This window comes from Mycobacterium sp. SVM_VP21, from assembly GCA_024758765.1.
Lineage (GTDB): Bacteria > Actinomycetota > Actinomycetes > Mycobacteriales > Mycobacteriaceae > Mycobacterium > Mycobacterium heraklionense_C.
The window spans coordinates 2,929,874-2,951,074 of sequence record CP101406.1 but is presented as its reverse complement, the minus strand read 5'-3'; the positions used below and the strand labels follow the sequence as shown (position 1 = coordinate 2,951,074).

Sequence of the window (21,201 nt, the reverse complement as noted above, 5' to 3'; positions counted from 1 at the left end):
TAATTAAGCCGGTTGTGACCATCCGGTGACCTATTTATTTGCAGCAGCGCACAACGGGGCGACAATTAATCGCCCAGTTTCCGGGTTTTCGGAGGTAAGGCCGCTAGTTCGCGACGTCGGCGCGCTCAGCAACCTGTTTGCTGCGTCGCTGCAGGAAGCGGGTGCCGACGGCCGCCGCCGCCACCCCCACCAACAGCACCACCGTGAGGCCCGTCCAGGGCAGATCGGGGGTGGTCAATTCGTGTAGAAAATTCTGCGCCGAAGTCACCGGATCGCCGGTTTTGGCGTGATCCTCGGCGGCCTCCAGCTTCGACCGGTGAAACTGGCCGCTGTAGCTGCCGACATAGTTCGTACTGACGACCAGGACGGTCGAATCCGGATAGTCGTAGCCGACCACCGTGGCGACGTCGCGTAGGGCTGTGTCCATTCCCGGGTTTCGGGCGACCTCGACGATCTTGAGGTCGATGCCGTCGCGGCCCGCCTGCGCCACCACCTCGCGCAGCGCCGGCACATCGGCCGCCGGAGCGCTCACCCCGTCGGCGGCGACAGCAACCTTGACCAACGCCATGCAGTCGTCGGGCGGGGTGGCCGGGTCGAGGCCGACAGTGATGCAGAGCTCGCCGGGGATGTAGGCCGGCGGGTGCTGGATCGTCACGGTTGATGACGGTATCAACCCCGGCCAGGTGAGGTGAACCTTACTTTATACAGGACAATCGTACTGTTAGGGTTATGTCGCCCGTCGGCGCGGACCCGTCGATGGATGAGAACGCGATCTCGGGAGTTGAAGTGACCAGCACAGATTCGGTGAATTCGTTCGGAGCCCGCGACACCCTGACCGTGGGTGACACGAACTATGAGATCTTCCGCCTCGATGCCGTCCCCGGCACCGAGAAACTCCCCTACAGCCTCAAGGTGCTAGCCGAGAACCTGCTGCGCACCGAGGACGGCGCGAACATCACCAAAGATCACATCAACGCGATCGCCAACTGGGACCCGTCCGCCGAGCCGAGCATCGAGATCCAGTTCACCCCGGCGCGGGTGATCATGCAGGACTTCACCGGTGTGCCCTGCGTCGTCGACCTGGCCACCATGCGTGAGGCCGTCACCGCCCTGGGCGGCGACCCCAACAAGGTCAACCCGCTCTCGCCCGCCGAGATGGTCATCGACCACTCCGTGATCCTCGACGTGTTCGGCACCGCCGACGCCTTCGAGCGCAACGTCGAGCTGGAGTACCAGCGCAACGCCGAGCGCTACCAGTTCCTGCGTTGGGGCCAAGGCGCTTTCGACGACTTCAAGGTCGTCCCGCCGGGCACCGGCATCGTGCACCAGGTCAACATCGAGTACCTCGCGCGGACCGTGATGGTGCGTGACGGAAAGGCCTACCCCGACACCTGCGTCGGCACCGACAGCCACACCACCATGCAGAACGGCCTGGGCGTGCTGGGCTGGGGCGTCGGCGGTATCGAGGCCGAGGCCGCCATGCTGGGCCAGCCGGTGTCGATGCTGATCCCCCGCGTCGTCGGCTTCAAGCTGACCGGCGAGATCCAGCCGGGCGTCACCGCCACCGACGTGGTGCTCACCGTCACCGACATGCTGCGTAAGCACGGCGTGGTCGGCAAGTTCGTCGAGTTCTACGGCAAGGGCGTCGCCGAGGTGCCGCTGGCCAACCGCGCCACCCTGGGCAACATGAGCCCCGAATTCGGCTCGACGTGCGCGATCTTCCCGATCGACGAAGAGACCATCAACTACCTGCGCCTGACCGGCCGCACCGACGAGCAACTCGCGCTGGTCGAGGCCTACGCCAAGACCCAGGGCATGTGGCACAACCCGGACCGCGAGCCGGCCTTCTCCGAATACCTGGAGCTGGACCTGTCCACCGTGGTCCCGTCGATCGCTGGACCGAAGCGTCCGCAGGACCGGATCCTGTTGTCGGAGAGCAAGATCGCCTTCCGTAAGGACATCCACAACTACGTCGAAGAGCAGCACCCGGCGCCGGAGACCAAGCTCGATGAGGCCATCGAGGAGTCCTTCCCGGCTTCCGACCCGGTCTCACTGTCCTTCGCCGACGACGGTGCGGTGGATGTGCAGTCCGCCGCCAACGGCTCTGACGGCCGGCCGAGCAAGCCGATCCGCGTCAAGGGCGAGCGCGGCGAGTTCATCCTCGACCACGGCGCCGTCGCCGTCGCGGGTATCACCTCGTGCACCAACACCTCCAACCCGTCGGTGATGATCGGCGCAGCGCTGCTGGCCCGCAACGCCGTCGAGAAGGGCTTGTCGTCCAAGCCGTGGGTGAAGACCAACATGGCTCCGGGCAGTCAGGTGGTAACCGACTACTACGAGAAGGCCGGCCTGTGGCCCTACTTGGAGAAGCTCGGCTTCTACCTGGGCGGTTACGGCTGCACCACCTGTATCGGTAACACCGGGCCGCTGCCTGAGGAGATCTCCAAGGCGGTCAACGAAGAGGACCTGACCGTCACCGCGGTGCTGTCCGGTAACCGCAACTTCGAGGGCCGCATCTCCCCCGACGTCAAGATGAACTACCTGGCCTCCCCGCCGCTGGTCATCGCCTACGCGCTGGCCGGCACCATGGACTTCGACTTCGAAACCGACTCGCTGGGCAAGGACAAAGACGGCAACGACGTCTTCCTGCGCGACATCTGGCCGTCGGCCCAGGAGATCGACGACACCATCAAGTCCGCGATCAACCAGGACATGTTCCGCAAGTCCTACGCCGACGTGTTCAAGGGCGACGAGAACTGGCGCAACCTGCCGACCCCGGACGGTGACACCTTCGCGTGGGACGAGTCGTCGACCTACGTGCGCAAGGCCCCATACTTCGACGGTATGGGAATGGAGCCCGAGCCGGTCTCCGACATCAAGGGCGCTCGGGTGATGGCGCTGCTGGGCGACTCGGTCACCACCGACCACATCAGCCCGGCCGGCCCGATCAAGCCCGGCACCCCGGCGGCGGACTACCTGGATGCCCACGGTGTGGCGCGCAAGGACTACAACTCGCTGGGCAGCCGTCGCGGCAACCACGAGGTCATGGTCCGCGGCACCTTCGCCAACATCCGCCTGCAGAATCGGGTGCTGGACACCATCGGCCTGGAGGGCACCCAGGGTGGCTACACCCGGGACTTCACCCAGGAGGGGGGCCCGAAGGAGTTCATCTACAACGCCTGCATGAACTACCAGAAGGCCGGCATCCCGCTGGTCGTGCTGGGCGGCAAGGAATACGGCTCCGGCTCGTCGCGTGACTGGGCGGCCAAGGGCACCACGCTGCTGGGCGTCAAGGCCGTCATCACCGAGTCCTTCGAGCGCATCCACCGTTCGAACCTGATCGGCATGGGCGTGATCCCGCTGCAGTTCCCGGCCGGCGAGACGGCCAAGACGCTGGGCCTGGACGGCACCGAGACGTTCGACATCGTCGGTATCGAGGAGCTCAACACCGGCAAGACGCCGAAGACGGTCAAGGTCACCGCCACCAAGGAGGATGGATCTCGCACTGAGTTTGATGCGGTGGTGCGCATCGACACCCCCGGTGAGGCCGACTACTACCGCAACGGCGGCATCCTGCAGTACGTGCTGCGCAACATGCTGAAGTCGAGTCAGACCGCGTAGACGGCGATCACCTAATGCCCAGGGTCAGCGAGGATCACCTGGCGGCCCGGCGCCGCCAGATCCTCGATGGCGCGCGGCGGTGTTTCGCCGCGTACGGCTACGACCAGGCGACGGTGCGGCGACTGGAGCAGACGGTCGGGTTGTCGCGCGGGGCGATCTTCCATCACTTCCGCGACAAGGACACGCTGTTCTTCGAGCTGGCCCGCGAGGATGCGGAGCGGATGGCTGATGTGGCCTCGCGCGAGGGCCTGATCGGCGTGATGCGGGACATGCTGGCCGCACCGGAGCAGTTCGACTGGCTGGCCACCCGGCTGGAGATTGCCCGCAAACTGCGCCACGATCCGGAGTTCAGCCGCGGCTGGGCGGAGCGGTCAGCCGAATTGACCGCTGCCACAGTGGATCGGCTGCGCCGCCAGAAGCGGGCCGGGCGGCTGCGCGACGACGTCCCCGCTGAGGTGTTGCACTGCTATCTGGACCTGGTGCTCGACGGCCTGGTTGCACGACTGGCCTCGGGCGAAGATCCGCAGCGGTTATCGGCGGTCCTCGACCTGGTCGAGGATTCGGTGCGGCAGAGCTGATTTCGCGGGGCTAGCGCGATTTCTGCACCGAGCGTGCACTCAGGACGAAATTCTTGCCGAAATCTCGCCCTGAGTACACGTTCGGCGAGATGCACGGAGTTGCGCTAGCGCGATCGGGTGCGGTGGTTGGGCCCACCGCGACTGCGCATCGCCGCGCCCGACTCGCGCAGCATGCTGTGCACGGATCCGTACGATCGCCCGGTCGACGCCGCCAAAGTCCGGATGCTCGCCCCGCCCTCATAGGCGCTGCGCAACTCGACCAATTGACGATCGCGTTGCTTGCTCGGTTTCGTCGTCGTTGCCACGTCCCCTCACCATCCCCTCGCCGGCCAACGGGTTCAGCGTAGGAAGGCACCGGCGATACCGGGCGAATTTCAGGGAAATGCCGACGGCGGCGATCGCCGCACCCGACCCTTGCGCTAGCCCAATGGCGGCGACCCGCAGCGCCCGGCTCCGCCGCGCTGGCGATCGCCGCTACGCGAGCTCGATCAGGTCGCGGTAGTCCGCCGACCAATGGTCTTCGGTGCCGTCGGGCAGCAACACCACCCGCTGGGGGTCCAATGCCTCGGCCGCGCCCGGGTCGTGGGTCACCAGCACCACAGCGCCGGCATAGCTGCGCAGCGCATCGAGCACCTGCTCGCGCGAAGCCGGGTCCAGGTTGTTGGTCGGTTCATCGAGTAGCAGCACGTTCGCCGTGGACGCCACCAGACCGGCCAGCGCCAACCGGGTCTTCTCGCCGCCGGACAGCGTGCCGGCGGGCTGCTCGAGCTGCGGTCCGGTGAACATGAACGCACCCAACAGTCCACGCAGATCCTGCTCGGAGGTGTCAGGAGCCGCGTGCCGAATGTTCTCCCACACCGTCGCGGCATTGTCGATGGTGTCGTGTTCCTGGGCGAAGTAGCCGATCTTGCAACCGTGGCCGGGCTCCAGCTGACCTGCGTCGGGGGTTTCGACGCCGGCGAGCAGTCGCAGCAGCGTGGTCTTGCCGGCACCGTTGAGCCCCAGCACCACCACCCGCGAGCCCCGATCGATCGCCAGGTCGACACCGGTGAAGATCTCCAGCGAGCCGTACACCTTGGTCAGCCCAGATGCCATCAGCGGGGTCTTCCCGCAGGCCGACGGAGTCGGGAACTTGATCCGGGCGACCTTGTCGGCCACCCGTTCCTCGTCCAGTGCCGCCAGCATCCGGTCGGCGCGACGCAGCATGTTCTGCGCGGCAACGGCTTTGGTGGCCTTGGCGCCCAGCTTGGCGGCCTGGTTGCGCAGCGCGGCAACTTTACGTTCAGCGTTGGCTCGCTCCCGGCGGCGACGCTGTTCATCGGTCGCTCGGGCATCGAGGTACTTCTGCCAGCCCATGTTGTAGACGTCGGCCTCGCCGCGCACTGCGTCGAGGAACCACACCCGGTTGACCACGTCAGCCAGCAGGTCCACGTCGTGGCTGATCAGGACCAGTCCCCCGCTGTGGTTCTTCAGGAAGTCGCGCAGCCAGCCGATCGAATCCGCATCGAGGTGGTTGGTCGGTTCGTCGAGCAGCAAGGTGGTGCTGTTCGAACCACCCGCTCCCGCTTCTGAGGCCGCAAACAGGATCCGAGCCAGTTCCACGCGGCGGCGCTGGCCACCGGATAAGGTCCGCAGCGACTGGGTCAGTACCCGGTCGGGCAGGCCCAGGCTGGTGCAGATCCGGCCCGCCTCGCTTTCGGCGGCGTAGCCGCCTAGGGCGGCGAATCGCTCTTCGAGTTGGCCGTAGCGGCGGATGGCGCGGTCGCGCTCGGCGTCGTCAACGACCTCGGCCATCAGCACCTGCTGCTTCTCCAGGTCGGCCAGGATGGTGTCGAGGCCGCGAGCCGACAGCACGCGGTCGCGCGCAAGGACGTCGAGGTTGCCTTCCCGGGGGTCCTGCGGCAGGTAGCCGACCTCGCCGGTGCGGGTGATGGTGCCGGCGTACGGCTCGCCCTCACCAGCCAGGATGCGCAGCGTGGTGGTCTTGCCGGCGCCGTTGCGGCCGACCAGGCCGATGCGGTCTCCGGGCTGCACCCGCAGCACCGAGTCCACCGAGTCGAGCAGGGTGCGCGCTCCGGCGCGGACCTCCAGGCCCGTTGCGGTAATCACGCGCGCGTACTCCTGTCGTGTTATTGCTACTTATCGTCAGTGAAGGCCGGTGGGCGCTTCTCGGCGCGCGCAGCGACGGCTTCCTCGAAGTTGCTGGTCAGCAGGCGCACGTAGAGCTGTCCGAGCCCCTCGGCCTGCATGTGCCCCTCCAGACTACCGGCGTCGAGTCCGCTCCAGAGCGTCCGCTTGGTCAATTCGGCCCCCGGCCGGGAGAAACCGGCGATCCGCTCGGCCATGTCATAGCAGGTGTCCAGCAGGTCCGGCTGCTCCACCACACGCGAAACCAACCCGATTCGCTCGGCCTCAGCGGCGTCGACGTCGCGCCCGGTCAGCATGATCTCGAACGCCCGAGACGCCCCGATCGCCCGGGGCAACAAGTAGCTCAGCCCCAGCTCACTGGCGGTCAGTCCGTTGTTGATGCCGGCGGCCCGGAAGTAGGCGCCCGACGCGGCGACCCGGATGTCGGCCGCCAGCGCCAGGCACAGGCCGCCACCGATAGCCGCCCCGTTGACGGCCGCGATCACCGGCTGGTGCAGGCGCCGCAGCCCCAGGATGATGTCGTCGAGCAGTTCCATCGACCGCAACCCGAACGTGGGCCGGGTCAATCCGGCCACGTGCGGCACCGAACCCGCGGACTTGTGGTCGGCGCCCGAGGAGAACCCCCGGCCCGCCCCGGTCAGTACCACCACCCGTACCGAGTTGTCGTAGCTGACTTCCGCCAGCAAGTCGCGCAGCGGAACCATGACGTCGAACGCCATGGAGTTCATCCGCTCGGGGCGGTTCAGCGTGATCTGGGCGACGTGTGGACGCGGGCGTTCGACTTTGACGAACTCGGAGACGAACTCGGATTCGGAAGACACGGATGCACGCTATCGCGTGCGCGCCCTCAGACCTGGTCGGGCTTGCCCGCAGCGGCCTGTTCGGCCAAGGCGGCTTCGACGTCGAGATCCTTGACCTGCTGGACCAGGTTCTCCAACGCCGCGGCGGGCAGCGCGCCGGCCTGGTTGAACACCAGCGTGCCCTTCTTGAACGCCATCAGGGTGGGAATGGAGCGGATCTGGGCGGCAGCCGCCAGCTGCTGCTCGGCTTCGGTGTCGACCTTGGCGAACACCACGTCGGGGTGCTTCTCGGAGACGGCCGCGAACGTCGGAGCGAACGATCGACACGGCCCGCACCAGGACGCCCAGAAATCGACGAGCACGATGTCGTTGTCGGCGATGGTTTCTTCGAACTTCGCTGCGGTGAGGTCTTGAGTTGCCATGATTGGGCCAACGCCTGGATACGCCGCGGTGTTCCCGGTGGCCGTCGCCCGGGGGTCGAGAGGTCTACACAGCGGGCTCACAGCTGGAAGCTAGCTGGTCGCTAACTCGACCATCGACGGTGGTAGCACCGGCCGACGGCACCCGCCGCCGCCGATATCAACGAACGGAGACTGCCGATGTCGCCCCGCCCGAGCACACCCACCCCGGCGGTTCAGCGAGCCTCGACGGAGGAGAGGCGAAGCTGGGACCGCCGCACGAACCTGACGATCCGCGCACTGACCGGCGCGACGGCGCTGTTCGCGGCCGGACTGTTCGTCCCAGCATTGGCACACGCCCAGGGCGACCACGTCATGGGTTCGGTCTCCTCAGTGTCCGGCAACACGTTCGAGGTTGCCCGCGCGTCGGGCACCACCACCGTTTCCCTGACCGACAGCACCCGGATCTTCGAGTCGGTGCCCGCGCAGCGCGCCGAGATCACCGCCGGGACCTGCATCAAGGCCGGCTCCGGGCGGGACGGCACCGCTGCTGACGACGGCGCCATCACGGCGAAGTTCGTGGCGATCAGCACCACTGTCGACGGCAAGTGCCCGCAGCGCCCCGCAGCGGCGGCCGACGCCCCGGCACCGGCCAAGCCGCACCATGGCGTCCGCGGTGTGGTCGAGTCGGTCTCCGGTGACACCCTCACCGTCAGTGGCCCGTCCGGGCCGACCACCGTCACGCTCAACGACAGCACCCACGTCCGCCGGATGATCACCGTCAGCGCGCCGTCGATCAGCGCCGGCAAGTGTGTCGCCGCGGGCGGGACCAAAGACGGCGACGGTGTGCTGCAGGCCGCCCGGGTCACCGTGTGGGCCGGCGATGGCAACTGCCCCGAGCCGCCCGCGTAAGCGGGCCTCGGGGCTCCCGAGCCGCTACCCCAGCACCTTCCCGTACGTCTGGCGGCCCATCAGGTAGGTGGCCTCCACGGCCACGTCACGCAGCTCGGCCGGCGGAACCCGGCGAGGGTTGTGCGACAGCACCACCAGATCGGCGTACTTGCCGGGCTCCAGGCTGCCGATCTCGGTGTCCAGCCGCAGTTGCCAGGCAGCGTTGAGTGTCTGCGCCTTGATCGCCGCATCCACGCCGATGCGCTGTTCGGGGGCCAGCACCCGGCCGCTGCCCTTGGCGATGCGGTTGACCGCGGTGGCGATGTTGCCGATCGGGTTGGGCGGGGTGACGGTGCCGTCATTGTGGAACGACAGGCGCAGACCGGCGTCCAGGGCCGAACGCGCCGACATCCAGTGCGACCCGTGATCCAGGCCGAACAGCTTGTCCACCAACACATCTCCCCAGTAATAGATGTGTTCGATGAACAGGCTGGGGGTGATTCCCAGCTGCGCGGCCCGCGCGAACTGATCGGGTCGCATGGCCCCCACGTGTTCGATCCGGGGCCGCAGCGCCGGAGGTGTGCGCGCCTGTTCGAAAGCGTCCAGCACCACGTCGATCGCGGCGTCACCGTGGACGTGGCAGGAAACCTGCCAGTGTTGGTCGACGAAGGCCTTGGTCAGTTCCTGGATCTGTTCGGGCGGGTAGTTCATCCGGCCGCGGTGGTCAGGCCCCAGGCCCATGCTCGCGGTGGTGGCGTTGGTCAGATACGGGAAGGTGGTGAAGATGTTGCCCTGCCAGGGCGAACCGTCCGCCCACATCTTCATCCCGATCTTGTCGAACAGCACATCGGCGCGGGCCCGCTTCCCGCGAACATTCTTCGTATCCGCTGCCAGGTCGGGGGTGCCGATCTCGTAGGCACGGACCCGCACCGCGCAGTCGGCTTGCTGGGCGAGCTTGCCGAACACCTCGGACTGCGCACGCGCGTCATAGGAATGCTCGGTGGCGGTGGCGATTCCCGCGCGGGCGAGTTGGGCGTAGGCCCAGCGCAGATTGTCCCCGGCGTTGGCCATGATCGCGCCGGAGAACGGCGCGACCAGCGCCATCACCGCCGCCGCCTCGCGCACCTCGCCGGTCAGCTGGCCGTCGGGCCCGTGGATGTACTGCGCCCCGGCCGGGTTGGGGGTGGTTTTGGTGATGCCGGCTGCGGTGAATGCGGCGGTGTTGCCATAGGCGGCGTGGCCGCTGTTGGAAATGATCACCACGGGGTTGTTCGGGGCGAGTCTGGAGAGTTCGGTACGGGTGAAGGGCTGCAGCCCGCTCTGCAGCAGCGGATCCACCCCGTTGAGCAGAATCGGCTGGCCCTTGGGTGTGTCCGCCACCGCCTCGGCCAGCTTCGCGAACACCCCATTCGCGGTCGGCACCGTGAAGGGCCGCACATCGATCGCCGGCGGGGCCAGGGTGGAACCCATCTCGAAGGGATGCCCGTGCGGCTCCACGAACGCCGGCAGCAACGCCCGGCCACGCAAGTCGACGACGGTGGTTCCCGACCCCCGCAGTCGCAGCACCTCGTCGGCAGTGCCGACCTGGCTGATCCGTCCGCCGGTGACCGCGAGCGCTTCGGCCTCCGGAGCGCCCGGCGCCACCGTCACCACCGGACCACCGATGAAAATGGTGTCGGCCCCCGGCCCCCGCGATCCGCACGCCGCGAGTCCGCCGACAGCTGTGCCCGCCGCTGCGGCCGCCATCCCGGCCATAAACCGTCGCCTGCTCGTCGTCACCGTGTCCGCTCGTTTTCAGTCACAGTCACGCGACGAGTATGGCAGCGCGTGTCCCCCGGGCCGCCGGCCGGGACACCTGACAACGTTGACCGGTCCCGCGCTAGGTGAGGTCGTCGTGGTCGCCGCGCGCCCAGGCTGCGTGACGGTCCGCCGAGAACCGGACCGCTGCCACCGCATCGGTGTCGATGGTGTTGCTATGCAGCCCGTAGATGCGGTCGAAGCGCAACTGTTCCATCGTTGCGGCCATCCGCTGGGCGACGGCCGCCGACAGTGGAATCCGGTTGGGATAGCTGCGCAGGAAGGCCACGGTGCGCCGGTCGGGGTTCGGGAAGACCGTGTCGCCGACCAGCAGCACCCCGCGACCGTCGGCACCGGCGTCCCAGCACGCGACGGAGCTGCCCGGGAAGTGGCCCCCGACCTGAATCAGGGTGAGCCCGTCAGCGAGCTCCAGGCGGCCGGACCAGTATCGGATCGCCGGATCCGGCCGCATCACCCACTCTTTGTCAGCGGCGTTGACATACACCGGCACCCCGCCGAGTCGTCGGCCCCACTCCACTTGGGCGCCGAACATGTGGGGGTGGCTAGCGACGACACCGAGCACCGGCCCCTGCTCGAGCGCCACGGCGACCCCGGCCGCATCGAGGAATCCCGAGGGATCCCACAGCACGTTGCCGCTGGGGGTGCACACCAGCTTGCCCAGTTGACCGATACCGAGCGGCGGATTGCTGCCGATCCCGATCAGCCCGGGTTCCAATTCAAAGGCGTAGGACTGCATGCCTTCGGCGGCCAAGCCGTCCAAGGTGGCCCAGCGTTGGCCGTCCTGCGGCACCCATTGCCGGTCGTCCTCGCAGATCGCACACACCTGCGGCGTCGCATCGTGTTCGACACCGCAGGTCCGGCACAGCCAGAACGCGGATGCCGGCACGGTCAGACCGTGAAACCGACTGCGCGCATCATCTCGCGGCCCTCATCGGTGATCTTGTCCGGTCCCCAGGCCGGCTCCCAGACCCAGGACAGGTCGACCTTCTTGACCAGGCCAGCACCCACGGTGGCGTTCTCGACCTGCTCGGCGATCATGTCCTGCAGCGGGCAGGCCGGCGAGGTGAGGGTCATGGTCACGACCGCGGCCGCCCCGTCCTCGTCCTGCCGGATCGACAGGTCATACACCAGGCCCAGGTCCATCACGTTGATGCCGATCTCGGGGTCGATGACGTCGTGCATCGATTCCTCGACTTCGGCGAGCAACTCGTCCGGTCCCAATTCGCTCATCGATTCATCTCCTGGGTTGTCCCACTGACGGATGCCAGCGTCTGTTCCTCTGTCTTCGCGAGCGCCTGCGCCAGCGCATCTTTGAACGCCATCCAGCCGAGCAGCGCGCACTTGACTCGGGCCGGGTACTTGGCCACCCCGGCGAACGCGATGCCGTCGCCGAGCACGTCCTCGTCGCCTTCCACGGTGCCTCGTGACGACACCATCTCGTGGAATGCGTCGAATGTCGCGCACGCCTGTTCCACCGTCAGACCGATCACCTGGGTGGCCAGCACCGAGGTCGCCGCCTGCGAGATCGAGCAACCCTGCCCGTCGTAGGAGACGTCGGCGATCTGCGTACCGTCGGGTGACAACGCCACCCGTAGCGTCAGTTCGTCACCGCAGGTGGGGTTGACGTGGTGTACCTGCGCGCCGTAGGGCTCTCGCAGACCGCGGTGCTGCGGATGCTTGTAGTGATCGAGGATCACCTCTTGATAGAACTGCTCAAGACGCAACGTCTCACACTCCCCCGAAGAATTCCACGGCCCGGCGAACGCCCGCCAGCAGACGCTCCACCTCCTCGTGGGTGTTGTACACCGCGAACGAGGCTCGGGCGGTCGCGGCGACATTGAACTTGCGGTGCAACGGCATTGCGCAGTGGTGGCCCACCCGCACCGCGACACCGTCGTCGTCGAGCACCTGCCCGACGTCGTGCGCGTGCACGCCGTCGATCACGAATGACACCGGCGAGCCGCGGTCGAGGGTCGTGGTCGGCCCGACGATGTGCACCCCGGGAATGCCGGCGAGCCCTTCGAGTGCGGCGGCCACCAGCTCACGTTCGTGGGCGGCCACCACGTCCATCCCGATGGCATCGAGATAGCGAGCGGCGGCGGCCAGCCCGACGACCTGCGAGGTCATCGGCGTGCCGGCCTCGAAACGTTGCGGCGCGGGCGCGTAGGTGCTCGACGCCATCGTGACCGTCTCGATCATCGATCCGCCGGTGAGGAATGGCGGCAGCGCCGCCATCAGCTCCCGCCGGCCGTAGAGCACGCCGATCCCGTTGGGCCCCAGCATCTTGTGCCCGGAGAACGCCGCGAAATCCACACCCAGGGCGTGGAAGTCGACCGGCTGGTGCGGAACGGACTGGCAGGCGTCCAGCACGGTGAGCGCACCCACCGCGCGGGCCCTCGACACCAGCTCGGCGACCGGGGCCAGCGCGCCGGTCACGTTCGAGTGATGAGTGAACGCAACGACTTTGACCCGCTCGTCGAGTTCCAGCGAATCCAAATCGATACGCCCGTCGGGTGTCACCTCGTACCACTGCAGGGTCGCACCGGTGCGCCGCGCCAGCTCCTGCCAGGGAATCAGGTTGGCGTGATGTTCCAGCTCGGTGGTGACGATGACGTCACCCGGGCCGACGGCCGCCTCGAAGCGGTCGTCGCCGAGCACATAGGACACCAGGTTCAGCGACTCGGTGGCGTTCTTGGTGAACACCAGCTCGTCCGGCTCCGCGCCGACGAAGCGCGCGATCGCCGACCGGCCGTCCTCGTAGGCGTCGGTCGCCTCCTCCATCAGCTGGTGCGCCCCACGGTGCACGGCGCCGTTGGCGTTCAGCAGGAACTCACGCTCCGCGTCGAGCACCGGCAGTGGACGCTGTGAGGTGGCCCCGGAGTCCAGGTAGGCCAGCCGGCTCCCACCGCGCATGACGCGGTTCAGGATCGGGAAATCCGCCCGAATCGCTTCGAGGTCCAGCACCGCCGGAGCACCGACCGACAACATCGTGTCCGACAACGTCTTGTCTGACACCGTCATGTCAGGCTCCCGTAGCTGCCTGTTCGGTGAAACGCTCGTAGCCGTTCTCCTCCAGCTCGTCGGCCAGCTCCGGCCCGCCCGACTCGACGATCCGGCCGCCGGCGAAGACGTGCACGAACTGCGGCTGGATGTAGCGCAAGATACGGGTGTAGTGCGTGATCACCAGCACGCCACCGTTCTCCGCCTGCTGGTAGCGGTTCACCCCTTCGCTGACCACCCGTAGCGCGTCGACGTCCAGGCCGGAGTCGGTCTCGTCGAGGATCGCGATCTTCGGCTTGAGCAGGCTCAGCTGCAGGATCTCGTGGCGCTTCTTCTCACCGCCGGAGAAGCCCTCGTTGACGTTGCGCTCGGCGAATGCGGAGTCGATGCCCAACTCGGCGAACGCCGCGCGCTGCTCCTTGATCCAGGCCCGCAGCTTCGGCGCCTCACCGCGCACGGCGGTCGCCGCGGTGCGCAAGAAGTTCGACATCGACACCCCGGGCACCTCGACCGGGTATTGCATAGCCAAAAACAGGCCCGCGCGTGCACGCTCATCGACGCTCATCGCCAGCACGTCCTCGCCGTCCAGCGTGATCGACCCCGACGTCACGGTGTACTTGGGGTGCCCGGCAATCGCGTAGGACAGGGTGGACTTGCCCGACCCGTTCGGGCCCATCAGGGCGTGTGTCTCACCGGAGTTCACCGTCAGGTCGACCCCGTGCAGAATCGGGATGTCGGCCGTGCCGTCGTCGCCGGCGCCGCCGGGCGACACACTCACATGCAGACCCTTGATTTCCAGTGTGCTCATTGCTGATTCGTGTCCTTAGAGATGCGTTCGGGTTTATTGGTTCTCGGTGACCGCGAGTTCACGCTCTACGGCCTCGGTGAGGCGCTCCTGCACAGCCGGAACGGGGATCCTGGCGATGATCTCGCCGAAGAAGCCGCGCACGATCAGGCGTCGGGCCTGCTCTTCCGGGATGCCGCGCGCCTGCAGGTAGAACAACTGGAGATCATCGAATCGTCCAGTCGCACTGGCGTGCCCAGCTTGCACGATCTCTCCGGTCTCGATCTCCAGGTTGGGAATCGAGTCGGCCCGGGCGCCGTCGGCCAGTACCAGGTTGCGGTTCACCTCGAAGGTGTCGGTGCCGACACCGCTCGCGCGGATCAGCACGTCGCCGACCCAGACGGTGTGGGCGTCCGGCAGCGCCGAATCGGGGTCGCCCTGCAGCGCACCCTTGTAGAGCACGTTGGAGCGGCAGTTGGGCTGGGCGTGGTCGACAAGCAGGCGCGATTCCAGGTGCTGGCCGTCATCGGCGAAGTACAGGCCGAGCAGCTCGGCGTCCCCGCCCGGACCGTCGAAGCGGACCCGGCCTGTCAGGCGTACCAGTTCGCCACCCAGCTGTACGGCGTTGTGGCGCAGCACCGCGTCCTTGCCCAGCGCCGCGTGGTGCATGGTGACGTGCACCAGGTCCGACGCGGCGTCGGCGATCCAGACCACGGTCAGTTGTGCGCCGTCGCCGACCACGAATTCGACGTTGTCGGCATAGGTTCCGCTGCCGCGCACGTTGATCACGACGGTTGCCCGTGACAGTTCCTCGGCACGCAGCTGCAGGTGGCCGTAGGCCGTCGCTCCCGCACCCGGGCCGGTGACAGTGATCTCAATGGGTTCCTCGACGCTCACGTCCTTGGGCACGGTGACCACCGTCGCCTCACGAAACGACGAGAAGGCCTGGGCCGCAATACGGTCCGCGGGTACACCAGCGGCGCCCAACCGCTCGTCGCCGCGCGCGACCGTCTCGGTCCGCACGCCGTGGAAGCCGCGGACTTCGATGCCGGCGGGCGCGTCGGCGACCGCGGAGCCGTCGTGTAGGCCGCGCAGCCGGCGCAGCGGGGTGAACCGCCACACCTCATCGCGACCGTGCGGCACCTCGAATGCCTCGACGTCGAACGAGGTGAACGCGGTGCCCTTTGTGCCACCTTCGACCGCCGCGGTCAGGTTGGCCGCCGGGGCGGGCGTCAAACCAGTCGAAGTCACCTAGCCCACCGAGCCTTCCATCTGCAGCTGAATCAGCTTGTTGAGTTCCAGCGCATACTCCATCGGCAGTTCCTTGGCGATCGGCTCGACGAAGCCGCGCACCACCATCGCCATTGCTTCGTCCTCGGTCAGGCCGCGGCTCATCAGGTAGAACAGCTGGTTCTCGCTGACCTTCGACACGGTGGCCTCGTGGCCAACGGTGACGTCGTCCTCACGGATGTCGACGTAGGGGTAGGTGTCGCTGCGGCTGACGTTGTCGACCAGCAGCGCATCGCATTTCACGCTCGACTTGGCTCCGTGTGCGCCCTTGTGGATCTCGACCAGACCCCGGTAGGAGGAACGGCCACCACCGCGCGAGACCGACTTGGACACGATGTTGCTCGACGTGTTCGGCGCCAGGTGCAGCATCTTGGCGCCGGTGTCCTGGTGCTGGTCCTCGCCGGCGAACGCCACCGAGAGCACTTCGCCCTTGGCGTGTTCGCCGGTCATCCAGACCGCCGGGTACTTCATGGTGACCTTGGAGCCAATGTTGCCGTCGACCCACTCCATGGTGGCGCCGGCCTCGGCCCGGGCCCGCTTGGTCACCAGGTTGTAGACGTTGACCGACCAGTTCTGGATGGTGGTGTAGCGGCAGCGGCCGCCCGGCTTGACGACAATCTCCACCACCGCGGAGTGCAGCGAGTCCGACGTGTACACCGGCGCGGTGCAGCCCTCGATGTAGTGCACGTAGGCGTCTTCGTCGATGATCATCAGCGTGCGCTCGAACTGGCCCATGTTCTCGGTGTTGATCCGGAAGTAGGCCTGCAGCGGGATGTCGACATGTACGCCCTTGGGTACGTAGATGAACGATCCCCCGCTCCACACCGCGGTGTTGAGCGCGGAGAACTTGTTGTCTCCCGCCGGGATCACCGTGCCGAAGTACTCGCGGAACAACTCCTCGTGCTCCTTGAGCGCGGTGTCGGTGTCAAGGAAGATGACGCCTTGTGCCTCAAGGTCCTCGCGGATCTTGTGGTAGACCACTTCGGATTCGTACTGGGCGGCCACGCCACCGATGTAGCGCTGCTTCTCGGCTTCCGGGATGCCAAGGCGGTCATAGGTGTTGCGGATGTCATCGGGCAGGTCGTCCCAGGTCTGGGCCTGCTTCTCGGTGGACCGCACGAAGTACTTGATGTTGTCGAAGTCGATGCCGGACAGGTCCGAACCCCAGTTGGGCATCGGCTTCTTCATGAAGGTCCGGTAGGCCCGCAGGCGGGCTTCGAGCATCCATTCCGGCTCGTTCTTCTTCGCCGAGATGTCGCGCACCACGGCTTCGGACAGCCCGCGCTGGGCGGCAGCGCCCGCGGCATCGGTGTCGGCCCAACCGTATTCGTACCGGCCCAGCGACGCGATCGTCTCTTCCTGGGTGGTCGGCTCCACAGCTGCTGTGGTGGCCTCCGGCGTCAGTGTCATGGTGACACTCCTTCGGTGCTCGTGATGGCTTCGGCGCAGGGTGTGTGCCGAAGGTCGGTCGGTGCTGCTAATGCTGTTTTTTGGCGGCCGCGGCGGCGCCGGACTTGCCGGCATTGGCGACCTTGACGCTCCGGTTGGTCAGTGGCACATGGGTGGTGCAGACGTAGCCGCCGTCGGCGATGGTCGCCAACCGCTGCACGTGGGTGCCCAGCACTTCGGCCATCGCCTGCCGCTCGGCCCGGCACAACTCCGGGAACTCCTTGGCGACGTTGGCCACCGGGCAGTGGTGCTGCAGGATCTGCACCGCCGGCACGCCACCGTCCACCCGCGCGGTGGTGGCGGCGTAACCGGCCTCCGTCAGCGCGCCGGCGATGCGTTGCGCAGTGGCTTCCAGGTCGCCGTCGTCGTCGGTGCCTTTGCCGGCTGCGACGGCTGCCACCTTGGCCAGGATGGTGTCGATGCGCTGGCGCGCGAAGTCCACCACCGCGTCTTCGCCGCCGATCTCGCGCAGCTGACGCATGGCGGCCACCGCGAGGTCGTCGTAGCGGTGGCCGAGCTTGCCGCGGCCGGCTTCGGTGAGCTGGAACCGCTTCGCCGGACGCCCGCGCCCCACCTGTTGCCAGGAAGCCGCCGCATGTGCCTCGGCGTCACCCATCTCGATCAGGGCATCCAGGTGGCGACGCACTCCGGCGGCCGACAAGCCCAAGCGGGCGCCGATCTCCCCCGCGGTGATCGATCCGGATTCCATCAGCAGGCGTACCACCGCGTGACGCGTGTCGTGGCCACTGGCGACATCGGCCGCCAGCGGGGTGCCTGCCATCACCGCACCGCCGGAGCCTGGCCCGGCGGTTTCGGTTGTGGCCTTCACCTCCCCCATTTCGGAGGCCTCGATTTTCACAACACCAGTGTGACGCAATTCCAGGGCTCGGTCTAGAAAGGGTTACCTCAGTTCGGGCCGGTTCGACCGTTGCGCTGATCACATCCCGTGCGGCGCCGGGCGCCCCCAGGCATCCAAGAGCGGCCGTTACGCTGCTGGGATGGCCTTCCGCCGGCACTCGCTGAGCACGTCGATCGCGCACCTGCACGGCGACGAGCGCACCGTCGGCTCCCCGCTTAATGCCGCTGAGCTGGTCGCACTGCAGCGCACTCGGCTGTTCGGTGCCACCGGCACCATGCTCATGGCGATCGGTGCCCTGGGGGCCGGTGCGCGGCCGGTGGTGCAAGACCCGACCTTCGGAGTCCGGCTGCTGAACCTGCCGTCGCGGCTGGCCACCGTAGCGCTGACCATGACCACCACCGGCGCGGTGATGATGGCACTGGCCTGGCTGATGCTGGGGCGGTTCGCCCTGTCGGGAAAGCGGCGGATGTCGCGCGGCCAGCTCGACCGCACGCTGCTGCTGTGGATGCTGCCGCTGCTGGTCGCCCCACCGATGTACAGCAAGGACGTCTACTCCTACCTGGCGCAGAGCCAAATCTCCCGGCTGGGACTGGACCCCTACCGAGTGGGCCCGGCACCGGCCCTGGGCCTTGACCACGTCTTCACCCTGTCGGTGCCCAGCCTCTGGCGGGAGACGCCGGCGCCCTATGGGCCGCTGTTCTTGTGGATCGGCCGCGGAATCTCGGCGTTGACCGGGGAAAACATCGTCACCGCGGTGCTGTGCCACCGGGTGGTGGTACTGCTCGGGGTCGGATTGATCGTGTGGGCGGTGCCCCGCCTGGCGGCGCGCTGCGGGGTCGCCGAGGTCAGCGCCCTGTGGCTCGGGGCGGCCAACCCGTTGTTGCTGATGCATCTGGTCGCCGGGATCCACAACGAGGCGTTGATGCTCGGACTCATGCTGACCGGCACCGAGTTCGCCCTGCGCGGGATCACCGCGGCCCAGCCCCTGCTGCCGCCGCTGCGGGCGCGCCAGAACGCCCACAATTGGGCACCGCTGGCCGAACTGCTCGCCGGTGCGGTGCTGATCACGTTGTCATCGCAGGTCAAACTGCCGTCGCTGCTGGCACTCGGCTTTGTCGCGATGGCGCTGGGCTGGCGGTGGGGCGGCGACCTGCGGGCGTTTCTGCTGGCCGGTACGAGCATGGCCGCCCTGGCGGCGGCGGTGGCCGGCTTGATCGGCTGGGCCAGCGGGCTGGGCTTCGGGTGGGTGTTCACCCTGGGCACGGCCAACGTGGTGCGCAGTTGGATGTCGCCGCCGACGCTGATCGCCCTCGGCACTGGCCAGGTCGGGATCCTGTTGGGACTGGGTGATCACACCACCGCGGTGCTGTCGCTGACCCGTGCCATCGGTGTCCTGATCATCGCGGTGCTGGTGGTGTGGCTGTTGCTGGTGGTATTCAACGGCCGGCTGCATCCGGTCGGTGGCCTCGGCGTTGCGCTGGGCATCACCGTCCTGCTGTTCCCGGTGGTCCAGCCGTGGTATTTGCTGTGGGCGATCATCCCACTCGCTGCCTGGGCGACCCGCCCGAACTTCCGGGTCGCGGTGATCGCAGTAACCCTGGTGGTGGGCATCTTCGGCCCGACCGCCAACGGCGATCGTTTCGCCCTGTTCCAGATCGTGGACGCCACCCTGGCCAGTGCCGTCGTGGTGCTGGGGTTGTTCCTGCTGACCTATCGGCGGCTGCCGTGGCGCGAGTTGCCGCCCGAAGATGACACCCCGACCAGCACCGCATCGGCCGAGGAGCCGACCCCGCGGCCGGCCGCTGCCACCGACGCTTACGCTGATTCTCCGTGAACTCAGCTGTCGCGGTGCGCTTGCGCGGGGTACGCAAGCGTTACGGGACCGGTCCTGCTGCGATCGAAGCGGTCGCCGGCCTTGATCTCGATGTACGGACCGCCGAAGTGTTCGCCCTGCTCGGCCCGAACGGCGCCGGCAAGACGACCACGGTCGAGATGTGCGAGGGATTCGTCCGCCCAGACGCCGGAACCATCGAAGTGCTCGGCCTGGACCCGGTCGCCGACAATGACCGGCTTCGGGAACGCATCGGGGTGATGCTGCAGGGCGGCGGTGGCTACCCGGCGGCCCGCGCCGGGGAGATGCTCAAGCTGGTGGCGTCGTATTCGGCCAACCCGCTGGACCCACAGTGGCTGCTGGACACCTTGGGCCTGACCGATGCTGCCCGCACCACCTACCGCCGGCTCTCCGGCGGGCAGCAGCAGCGGCTCGCGCTGGCCTGCGCGCTGGTCGGCCGGCCGGAGCTGGTGTTCCTCGACGAGCCGACCGCCGGTATGGATGCGCACGCCCGACTGCTGGTGTGGGAGCTGATCGACGCCCTGCGCCGCGACGGCGTGACGGTGGTGCTCACCACGCACCACCTGCGTGAGGCCGAGGAGCTGGCCGACCGGCTGCTGATCATCGACCACGGCGCGGTGGTCGCCGCCGGCACGCCGGCGGAGTTGACGCGCAGCGGCGCCCAGGGGCAGCTGCGGTTCACCGCACCGCCGCGACTGGAGCTGTCGTTGCTGATCGCAGCGTTGCCGGAGGGTTATCGAGCCAGCGAGGTGCTGCCCGGCGAATACCTGGTCGAGGGAACAGTCGACCCCCAGGTGCTGGCGACCGTGACCTCTTGGTGCGCCCACATGGATGTGCTGGCTACCCAGCTTCGGGTCGAGCAGCGCAGCCTCGAGGACGTGTTCTTGGAGCTGACCGGACGGGAGCTACGCCCATGAGTACCGAGCAGGTCTTCGCACCCGGCACCTTCACCCCCGACCCTCGTCCGGCCAGCGTGCCCGCGATGCTGGCCGCGCAGTACCGGTTGGAGCTGACCCTGTTGCTGCGCAACGGCGAGCAGCTGCTGTTAACGATGTTCATTCCGATCACCCTGTTGATCGGGCTGACGGTGCTGCCGCTGGGTCCGTTCGGCGAGGGCCACGCGGAACGCGCCACCACGGTGCTGCCGGTGATCATGTCGCTGGCGGTGATCGCCACCGCGTTCACCGGGCAGGCGATCGCCGTGGCGTTCGACCGGCGCTACGGTGCCCTGAAACGACTGGGCGCCACCGCGCTACCGGTCTGGGGCGTCATCGCCGGCAAATCTCTGTCGGTGGCCACCGTCGTTCTGCTGCAGTCGGTCCTGCTCGGGGCGATCGGTGCGGCGCTGGGTTGGCGGCCGACACTGGCCGGCCTCGCCCTGGGCGCGGTGGTCATCGCGCTCGGTACCGCCTGTTTCGCAGCGTTGGGCCTGTTGCTCGGCGGCAGTCTGCGCGCCGAGATCGTGCTGGCCGGCGCCAACCTGATGTGGTTTGTGTTCGGCGGGTTCTCCGCACTGACGGTCGAGACCGACCTGGTGCCGGGCACGGTCCGCTGGCTCGCCCGACTGACCCCGTCGGGGGCGCTCACCGAGGCGCTGGCACAAGCGCTGAGCGTCTCGATCGACTGGTTCGGTATCGCGGTGGTGACGGTGTGGGGTCTGTTGGCCGCCGTCGGTGCCGTGCGATGGTTCCGATTCAGCTGACCTACTACGGG

20 protein-coding genes are annotated in these 21,201 nt (G+C 67.7%); 6 read left to right on the top strand and 14 right to left on the bottom strand.

The window, feature by feature from the left end; genetic code table 11:
• Window positions 1-103 precede the first annotated feature (103 nt).
• Window positions 104-655: a hypothetical protein gene (locus NM962_13600; protein UVO11039.1), complete on the bottom strand. Its 552-nt coding sequence runs from the start codon at window positions 653-655 to the stop codon at window positions 104-106.
• Between the two features lie 101 nt (window positions 656-756).
• Here NM962_13600 and acnA point away from each other — a divergent pair, with 101 nt between their 5' ends.
• Together acnA and NM962_13590 are read left to right on the top strand one after the other, a co-directional pair.
• Window positions 757-3,621, top strand: a complete 2,865-nt coding sequence (gene acnA / locus NM962_13595; protein UVO14723.1) for an aconitate hydratase AcnA — start codon at window positions 757-759, stop codon at window positions 3,619-3,621.
• Window positions 3,622-3,635: 14 nt separating this feature from the next.
• Complete coding sequence (locus NM962_13590) at window positions 3,636-4,199, top strand: TetR/AcrR family transcriptional regulator (protein ID UVO11038.1); 564 nt, start codon at window positions 3,636-3,638, stop codon at window positions 4,197-4,199.
• Between the two features lie 104 nt (window positions 4,200-4,303).
• Here NM962_13590 and NM962_13585 read toward each other — a convergent pair whose 3' ends face one another.
• The 4 genes from NM962_13585 to trxA form a co-directional block, all read right to left on the bottom strand.
• Window positions 4,304-4,504, bottom strand: a complete 201-nt coding sequence (locus NM962_13585; protein ID UVO11037.1) for a helix-turn-helix domain-containing protein — start codon at window positions 4,502-4,504, stop codon at window positions 4,304-4,306.
• 169 nt (window positions 4,505-4,673) lie between these two features.
• Window positions 4,674-6,308, bottom strand: coding sequence for an ATP-binding cassette domain-containing protein (locus tag NM962_13580; protein ID UVO11036.1), 1,635 nt, complete (start codon window positions 6,306-6,308; stop codon window positions 4,674-4,676).
• Window positions 6,309-6,334: 26 nt separating this feature from the next.
• Window positions 6,335-7,168, bottom strand: a complete 834-nt coding sequence (locus NM962_13575; GenBank protein UVO11035.1) for an enoyl-CoA hydratase — start codon at window positions 7,166-7,168, stop codon at window positions 6,335-6,337.
• Window positions 7,169-7,194: 26 nt separating this feature from the next.
• The gene (trxA, locus tag NM962_13570; protein ID UVO11034.1) at window positions 7,195-7,569 is read right to left on the bottom strand and encodes a thioredoxin; all 375 of its coding nucleotides are present in this window, start codon (window positions 7,567-7,569) and stop codon (window positions 7,195-7,197) included.
• 177 nt (window positions 7,570-7,746) lie between these two features.
• Between trxA and NM962_13565 the strand changes: the two genes are divergently transcribed.
• Window positions 7,747-8,457: a DUF5666 domain-containing protein gene (locus NM962_13565; protein ID UVO11033.1), complete on the top strand. Its 711-nt coding sequence runs from the start codon at window positions 7,747-7,749 to the stop codon at window positions 8,455-8,457.
• Window positions 8,458-8,481: 24 nt separating this feature from the next.
• On the opposite strand, the gene NM962_13560 is transcribed toward NM962_13565, so the two are convergent.
• The 9 genes from NM962_13560 to NM962_13520 all read right to left on the bottom strand — a co-directional run bounded on the left by NM962_13560 (window position 8,482) and on the right by NM962_13520 (window position 17,558).
• Window positions 8,482-10,215, bottom strand: a complete 1,734-nt coding sequence (locus tag NM962_13560; protein ID UVO11032.1) for an amidohydrolase family protein — start codon at window positions 10,213-10,215, stop codon at window positions 8,482-8,484.
• Between the two features lie 100 nt (window positions 10,216-10,315).
• Window positions 10,316-11,140 carry an MBL fold metallo-hydrolase gene (locus NM962_13555; protein ID UVO11031.1) on the bottom strand — a complete coding sequence of 275 codons (825 nt, stop codon included), beginning with the start codon at window positions 11,138-11,140 and terminating at the stop codon, window positions 10,316-10,318.
• 2 nt (window positions 11,141-11,142) lie between these two features.
• Complete coding sequence (locus NM962_13550) at window positions 11,143-11,484, bottom strand: metal-sulfur cluster assembly factor (GenBank protein UVO11030.1); 342 nt, start codon at window positions 11,482-11,484, stop codon at window positions 11,143-11,145.
• On the bottom strand, window positions 11,481-11,978 hold the full coding sequence (locus NM962_13545) for an SUF system NifU family Fe-S cluster assembly protein (GenBank protein UVO11029.1): 498 nt from the start codon (window positions 11,976-11,978) through the stop codon (window positions 11,481-11,483). Before NM962_13545 ends, NM962_13550 begins: the two co-directional genes overlap by 4 nt.
• Before the next feature lie 4 nt (window positions 11,979-11,982).
• Window positions 11,983-13,242, bottom strand: coding sequence for a cysteine desulfurase (locus NM962_13540; protein UVO14722.1), 1,260 nt, complete (start codon window positions 13,240-13,242; stop codon window positions 11,983-11,985).
• A 34-nt stretch (window positions 13,243-13,276) separates the two neighbouring features.
• Window positions 13,277-14,062: a Fe-S cluster assembly ATPase SufC gene (gene sufC, locus NM962_13535; GenBank protein UVO11028.1), complete on the bottom strand. Its 786-nt coding sequence runs from the start codon at window positions 14,060-14,062 to the stop codon at window positions 13,277-13,279.
• A 33-nt stretch (window positions 14,063-14,095) separates the two neighbouring features.
• The gene (gene sufD, locus NM962_13530; GenBank protein UVO14721.1) at window positions 14,096-15,274 is read right to left on the bottom strand and encodes a Fe-S cluster assembly protein SufD; all 1,179 of its coding nucleotides are present in this window, start codon (window positions 15,272-15,274) and stop codon (window positions 14,096-14,098) included.
• A 15-nt stretch (window positions 15,275-15,289) separates the two neighbouring features.
• Complete coding sequence (sufB, locus tag NM962_13525; GenBank protein UVO11027.1) at window positions 15,290-16,738, bottom strand: Fe-S cluster assembly protein SufB; 1,449 nt, start codon at window positions 16,736-16,738, stop codon at window positions 15,290-15,292.
• 67 nt (window positions 16,739-16,805) lie between these two features.
• Window positions 16,806-17,558: a transcriptional regulator gene (locus NM962_13520; GenBank protein ID UVO14720.1), complete on the bottom strand. Its 753-nt coding sequence runs from the start codon at window positions 17,556-17,558 to the stop codon at window positions 16,806-16,808.
• Between the two features lie 217 nt (window positions 17,559-17,775).
• Here NM962_13520 and mptB point away from each other — a divergent pair, with 217 nt between their 5' ends.
• The 3 genes from mptB to NM962_13505 are packed head-to-tail and all read left to right on the top strand — an operon-like array spanning window position 17,776 to window position 21,190.
• Entirely contained in the window at window positions 17,776-19,470 is a 1,695-nt protein-coding gene (gene mptB, locus NM962_13515; protein ID UVO11026.1) for a polyprenol phosphomannose-dependent alpha 1,6 mannosyltransferase MptB, read from the top strand.
• Window positions 19,467-20,405, top strand: a complete 939-nt coding sequence (locus NM962_13510) for an ABC transporter ATP-binding protein (protein ID UVO11025.1) — start codon at window positions 19,467-19,469, stop codon at window positions 20,403-20,405. Before mptB ends, NM962_13510 begins: the two co-directional genes overlap by 4 nt.
• Complete coding sequence (locus tag NM962_13505) at window positions 20,402-21,190, top strand: ABC transporter permease (GenBank protein UVO11024.1); 789 nt, start codon at window positions 20,402-20,404, stop codon at window positions 21,188-21,190. The genes NM962_13510 and NM962_13505 overlap by 4 nt, the downstream gene beginning before the upstream one ends.
• The last annotated feature ends 11 nt before the right edge of the window (window positions 21,191-21,201 follow it).

What these genes read in the sequence shown, in the direction of transcription:
- acnA (UVO14723.1), top strand. Translation starts at nt 757, where the DNA reads ATGGATGAGAACGCGATCTCGGGAGTTGAAGTGACCAGCACAGATTCG.
- NM962_13590 (UVO11038.1), top strand. Translation starts at nt 3,636, where the DNA reads ATGCCCAGGGTCAGCGAGGATCACCTGGCGGCCCGGCGCCGCCAGATC.
- trxA (UVO11034.1), bottom strand. Translation starts at nt 7,569, where the DNA reads ATGGCAACTCAAGACCTCACCGCAGCGAAGTTCGAAGAAACCATCGCC.
- NM962_13565 (UVO11033.1), top strand. Translation starts at nt 7,747, where the DNA reads ATGTCGCCCCGCCCGAGCACACCCACCCCGGCGGTTCAGCGAGCCTCG.
- NM962_13550 (UVO11030.1), bottom strand. Translation starts at nt 11,484, where the DNA reads ATGAGCGAATTGGGACCGGACGAGTTGCTCGCCGAAGTCGAGGAATCG.
- NM962_13540 (UVO14722.1), bottom strand. Translation starts at nt 13,242, where the DNA reads ATGTTGTCGGTCGGTGCTCCGGCGGTGCTGGACCTCGAAGCGATTCGG.
- sufC (UVO11028.1), bottom strand. Translation starts at nt 14,062, where the DNA reads ATGAGCACACTGGAAATCAAGGGTCTGCATGTGAGTGTGTCGCCCGGC.
- sufB (UVO11027.1), bottom strand. Translation starts at nt 16,738, where the DNA reads ATGACACTGACGCCGGAGGCCACCACAGCAGCTGTGGAGCCGACCACC.
- NM962_13520 (UVO14720.1), bottom strand. Translation starts at nt 17,558, where the DNA reads ATGGCAGGCACCCCGCTGGCGGCCGATGTCGCCAGTGGCCACGACACG.
- mptB (UVO11026.1), top strand. Translation starts at nt 17,776, where the DNA reads ATGGCCTTCCGCCGGCACTCGCTGAGCACGTCGATCGCGCACCTGCAC.
- NM962_13505 (UVO11024.1), top strand. Translation starts at nt 20,402, where the DNA reads ATGAGTACCGAGCAGGTCTTCGCACCCGGCACCTTCACCCCCGACCCT.